3 rRNA genes are annotated in these 5,363 nt (G+C 55.9%); all 3 read left to right on the plus strand.

Annotation, left to right across the window (positions count from 1 at the left end):
- Positions 1 to 81: 81 nt before the first annotated feature.
- The 3 genes from AWC18_RS19890 (at position 82) to rrf (ending at position 5,356) form a co-directional block, all read left to right on the plus strand.
- Positions 82 to 1,616, plus strand: a 16S ribosomal RNA gene (locus AWC18_RS19890).
- 363 nt (positions 1,617 to 1,979) lie between these two features.
- Positions 1,980 to 5,100: ribosomal RNA gene (locus AWC18_RS19895) — 23S ribosomal RNA — on the plus strand.
- Positions 5,101 to 5,243: 143 nt separating this feature from the next.
- Positions 5,244 to 5,356: ribosomal RNA gene (rrf, locus tag AWC18_RS19900) — 5S ribosomal RNA — on the plus strand.
- The 16S, 23S and 5S rRNA genes sit together here, the layout of an rRNA operon.
- Positions 5,357 to 5,363 lie beyond the last annotated feature (7 nt).

Raw genomic sequence — 5,363 nt, forward strand, 5'->3', positions numbered from 1 at the left:
TCGGCGCCCCGTGTTGGGGGTGTGGCGTTTTTTTGATGTCAGTTTTTGACTGATGTTTTGGGATTGTTTCCAAATGGTTTTTGTTTGGAGAGTTTGATCCTGGCTCAGGACGAACGCTGGCGGCGTGCTTAACACATGCAAGTCGAACGGAAAGGCCCCTTCGGGGGTACTCGAGTGGCGAACGGGTGAGTAACACGTGGGTGATCTGCCCTGCACTTTGGGATAAGCCTGGGAAACTGGGTCTAATACCGAATAGGACCGCATGCTGCATGGTGTGTGGTGGAAAGCTTTTGCGGTGTGGGATGGGCCCGCGGCCTATCAGCTTGTTGGTGGGGTAATGGCCTACCAAGGCGACGACGGGTAGCCGGCCTGAGAGGGTGTCCGGCCACACTGGGACTGAGATACGGCCCAGACTCCTACGGGAGGCAGCAGTGGGGAATATTGCACAATGGGCGCAAGCCTGATGCAGCGACGCCGCGTGGGGGATGACGGCCTTCGGGTTGTAAACCTCTTTCAGTATCGGCGAAGCTCCAAGGTTTTCTTTGGGGTGACGGTAGGTACAGAAGAAGCACCGGCCAACTACGTGCCAGCAGCCGCGGTAATACGTAGGGTGCGAGCGTTGTCCGGAATTACTGGGCGTAAAGAGCTCGTAGGTGGTTTGTCACGTTGTCCGTGAAAACTCACAGCTTAACTGTGGGCGTGCGGGCGATACGGGCAGACTGGAGTACTGTAGGGGAGACTGGAATTCCTGGTGTAGCGGTGGAATGCGCAGATATCAGGAGGAACACCGGTGGCGAAGGCGGGTCTCTGGGCAGTAACTGACGCTGAGGAGCGAAAGCGTGGGGAGCGAACAGGATTAGATACCCTGGTAGTCCACGCCGTAAACGGTGGGTACTAGGTGTGGGTTTCCTTCCTTTAGGGATCCGTGCCGTAGCTAACGCATTAAGTACCCCGCCTGGGGAGTACGGCCGCAAGGCTAAAACTCAAAGGAATTGACGGGGGCCCGCACAAGCGGCGGAGCATGTGGATTAATTCGATGCAACGCGAAGAACCTTACCTGGGTTTGACATGCACAGGACGCCGGTAGAGATATCGGTTCCCTTGTGGCCTGTGTGCAGGTGGTGCATGGCTGTCGTCAGCTCGTGTCGTGAGATGTTGGGTTAAGTCCCGCAACGAGCGCAACCCTTGTCTCATGTTGCCAGCACGTTATGGTGGGGACTCGTGAGAGACTGCCGGGGTCAACTCGGAGGAAGGTGGGGATGACGTCAAGTCATCATGCCCCTTATGTCCAGGGCTTCACACATGCTACAATGGCCGGTACAAAGGGCTGCGATCCCGTGAGGGTTAGCGAATCCTTTAAAGCCGGTCTCAGTTCGGATTGGGGTCTGCAACTCGACCCCATGAAGTCGGAGTCGCTAGTAATCGCAGATCAGCAACGCTGCGGTGAATACGTTCCCGGGCCTTGTACACACCGCCCGTCACGTCATGAAAGTCGGTAACACCCGAAGCCGGTGGCCTAACCCTTGTGGAGGGAGCCGTCGAAGGTGGGATCGGCGATTGGGACGAAGTCGTAACAAGGTAGCCGTACCGGAAGGTGCGGCTGGATCACCTCCTTTCTAAGGAGCACCATTTTCCCCCGCGCCTCACACAGGTGAGGGTTCACGTGGTTGGGATACATTTCGCCGGCGCCTGTAGTGGGTTGTCCGGTGGTGCAGAAAATTTACGAGCAACAACAAACTTTCGAAATCATCAACCGCCAGGAGTTTTCGTGACTTCTGGTGGCCGGCTTTCGGGTTGGGCACACTGTTGGGTCCTGAGGCAACAGGCCAGTTGTCGCCCCTGTGGGGGTGGGTGTGTTGTCGCTCCATCTTGGTGGTGGGGTGTGGTGTTTGTTTTGTGGATAGTGGTTGCGAGCATCTAGCAAGCAAGGCTGAAAGGTCTTGTTTGTTTTTGCAATTTTTGTTTCTTGGTTTTTGTGTTTGTAAGTGTTTAAGGGCGCATGGTGGATGCCTTGGCATCGAGAGCCGATGAAGGACGTAGGAGGCTGCGATATGCCTCGGGGAGCTGCCAACCGAGCGTGGATCCGAGGATGTCCGAATGGGGAAACCCGGCACGAGTGATGTCGTGTCACCAACCGGTGAATGTATAGCCGGTGGGGAGGTAACGCGGGGAAGTGAAACATCTCAGTACCCGTAGGAAGAGAAAACAAAATGTGATTCCGTGAGTAGTGGCGAGCGAAAGCGGAGGATGGCTAAACCGTATGCATGTGATACCGGGTAGGGGTTGTGTGTGCGGGGTTGTGGGAGTGTCATGTCCGGTTCTACCTGGCTGGAGGACAGTGAGAAAGTGTTGTGGTTAGCGGAAGTGGCTTGGGATGGCCTGCCGTAGACGGTGAGAGCCCGGTACGTGAAAACCCGACACCTGTCTTGTGATGTTTCCCGAGTAGCAGCGGGCCCGTGGAATCTGCTGTGAATCTGCCGGGACCACCCGGTAAGCCTGAATACTACTCGATGACCGATAGCGGATTAGTACCGTGAGGGAATGGTGAAAAGTACCCCGGGAGGGGAGTGAAATAGTACCTGAAACCATGTGCCTACAATCCGTCAGAGCCCTCCCTTGTGGTGGGGTGATGGCGTGCCTTTTGAAGAATGAGCCTGCGAGTCACCGGCACGTCGCGAGGTTAACCCGTGTGGGGTAGCCGCAGCGAAAGCGAGTCTGAATAGGGCGTATCCAATCCGTTGGGGTTGGTGTAGTGGCGTGTTGTGGACCCGAAGCGGAGTGATCTACCCATGGCCAGGGTGAAGCGCGGGTAAGACCGCGTGGAGGCCCGAACCCACTTAGGTTGAAGACTGAGGGGATGAGTTGTGGGTAGGGGTGAAAGGCCAATCAAACTCCGTGATAGCTGGTTCTCCCCGAAATGCATTTAGGTGCAGCGTTGCGTGTTTCTCACCGGAGGTAGAGCTACTGGATGGCCGATGGGCCCTACTAGGTTACTGACGTCAGCCAAACTCCGAATGCCGGTGAGTGTAAGCGTGGCAGTGAGACGGCGGGGGATAAGCTCCGTGCGTCGAGAGGGAAACAGCCCAGATCGCCGGCTAAGGCCCCAAAGCGTGTGCTAAGTGGAAAAGGATGTGCAGTCGCTTAGACAACCAGGAGGTTGGCTTAGAAGCAGCCACCCTTGAAAGAGTGCGTAATAGCTCACTGGTCAAGTGATTGTGCGCCGATAATGTAGCGGGGCTCAAGCACACCGCCGAAGCCGCGGCAATACGTAAGTATTGGGTAGGGGAGCGTCCTGCATCCGGTGAAGCCACAGAGTGATCTAGTGGTGGAGGGTGTGGGAGTGAGAATGCAGGCATGAGTAGCGATGAGGCAAGTGAGAACCTTGCCCGCCGAAAGACCAAGGGTTCCTGGGCCAGGCCAGTCCTCCCAGGGTGAGTCGGGACCTAAGGCGAGGCCGACAGGCGTAGTCGATGGACAACGGGTTGATATTCCCGTACCCGTGTGTGGGCGCCCATGATGAATCAGTGGTACTAACCACCCAAAAGGTGGTCGATCATTCCTTTCGGGGAGTGACGATCGCTGGCTGCGTGGGACCTTCGCTGGTAGTAGTCAAGCGATGGGGTGACGCAGGAAGGTAGCCGTACCAGTCAGTGGTAATACTGGGGCAAGCCCGTAGGACGTCAGATAGGCAAATCCGTCTGGCATATAAGTCCGAGAGGTGATGCATAGCCGATTGCGGCGAATTCGGTGATCCTATGCTGCCGAGAAAAGCCTCTAGCGAGCACACACACGGCCCGTACCCCAAACCAACACAGGTGGTCAGGTAGAGAATACCAAGGCGTACGAGTTAACTATGGTTAAGGAACTCGGCAAAATACCCCCGTAACTTCGGGAGAAGGGGGACCCTCATACCGTCATGGCCTTCGCGGCCGGCAGCGGGAGGGGGTCGCAGAAACCAGTGAGAAGCGACTGTTTACTAAAAACACAGGTCCGTGCGAAGTCGCAAGACGATGTATACGGACTGACGCCTGCCCGGTGCTGGAAGGTTAAGAGGACCGGTTAACCCTTCGGGGTGAAGCTGAGAATTTAAGCCCCAGTAAACGGCGGTGGTAACTATAACCATCCTAAGGTAGCGAAATTCCTTGTCGGGTAAGTTCCGACCTGCACGAATGGCGTAACGACTTCTCAACTGTCTCAACCATAGACTCGGCGAAATTGCATTACGAGTAAAGATGCTCGTTACGCGCGGCAGGACGAAAAGACCCCGGGACCTTCACTATAGCTTGGTATTGATGTTCGATGCGGTTTGTGTAGGATAGGTGGGAGACTGTGAAACCCGCACGCCAGTGTGGGTGGAGTCGTTGTTGAAATACCACTCTGATCGTATTGGACCTCTAACTTCGAACCATGAAGCTGGTTCAGGGACAGTGCCTGGTGGGTAGTTTAACTGGGGCGGTTGCCTCCTAAAATGTAACGGAGGCGCCCAAAGGTTCCCTCAACCTGGACGGCAATCAGGTGTTGAGTGTAAGTGCACAAGGGAGCTTGACTGTAAGACTGACACGTCAAACAGGGACGAAAGTCGGGACTAGTGATCCGGCACCCCCGAGTGGAAGGGGTGTCGCTCAACGGATAAAAGGTACCCCGGGGATAACAGGCTGATCTTCCCCAAGAGTCCATATCGACGGGATGGTTTGGCACCTCGATGTCGGCTCGTCGCATCCTGGGGCTGGAGCAGGTCCCAAGGGTTGGGCTGTTCGCCCATTAAAGCGGCACGCGAGCTGGGTTTAGAACGTCGTGAGACAGTTCGGTCTCTATCCGCCGCGCGCGTCAGAATCTTGAGGAAACCTGTCCCTAGTACGAGAGGACCGGGACGGACGAACCTCTGGTATACCAGTTGTTCCACCAGGAGCACGGCTGGATAGCTACGTTCGGACAGGATAACCGCTGAAAGCATCTAAGCGGGAAACCTACTCCAAGACCAGGATTCTCACCCTTTTAGAGGGATAAGGCCCCCCGCAGACTACGGGATCGATAGACCAGACCTGGAAGCACCGCAAGGTGTGCAGGGAACTGGCACTAACCGGCCGAAAACTTACCAACACAAAGAAACAATTGACGTGTTGCCCGCAACCACACCACAAAATACTCAAACCCACACCCCACCACCAAACATAAACTTGGTGACCGGTGAACCCCCCAACACGGGTGCAGGTTCACCACACAGGGAAAAAAATAAATAGAGTTACGGCGGAAATAGCGACAGGGAAACGCCCGGTCCCATCCCGAACCCGGAAGCTAAGCCTGTCAGCGCCGATGATACTGCCCACACGGGTGGAAAAGTAGGACACCGCCGAACACAACAT

This window comes from Mycolicibacter nonchromogenicus (assembly GCF_002101775.1).
In the GTDB taxonomy this organism is placed as follows: domain Bacteria; phylum Actinomycetota; class Actinomycetes; order Mycobacteriales; family Mycobacteriaceae; genus Mycobacterium; species Mycobacterium nonchromogenicum.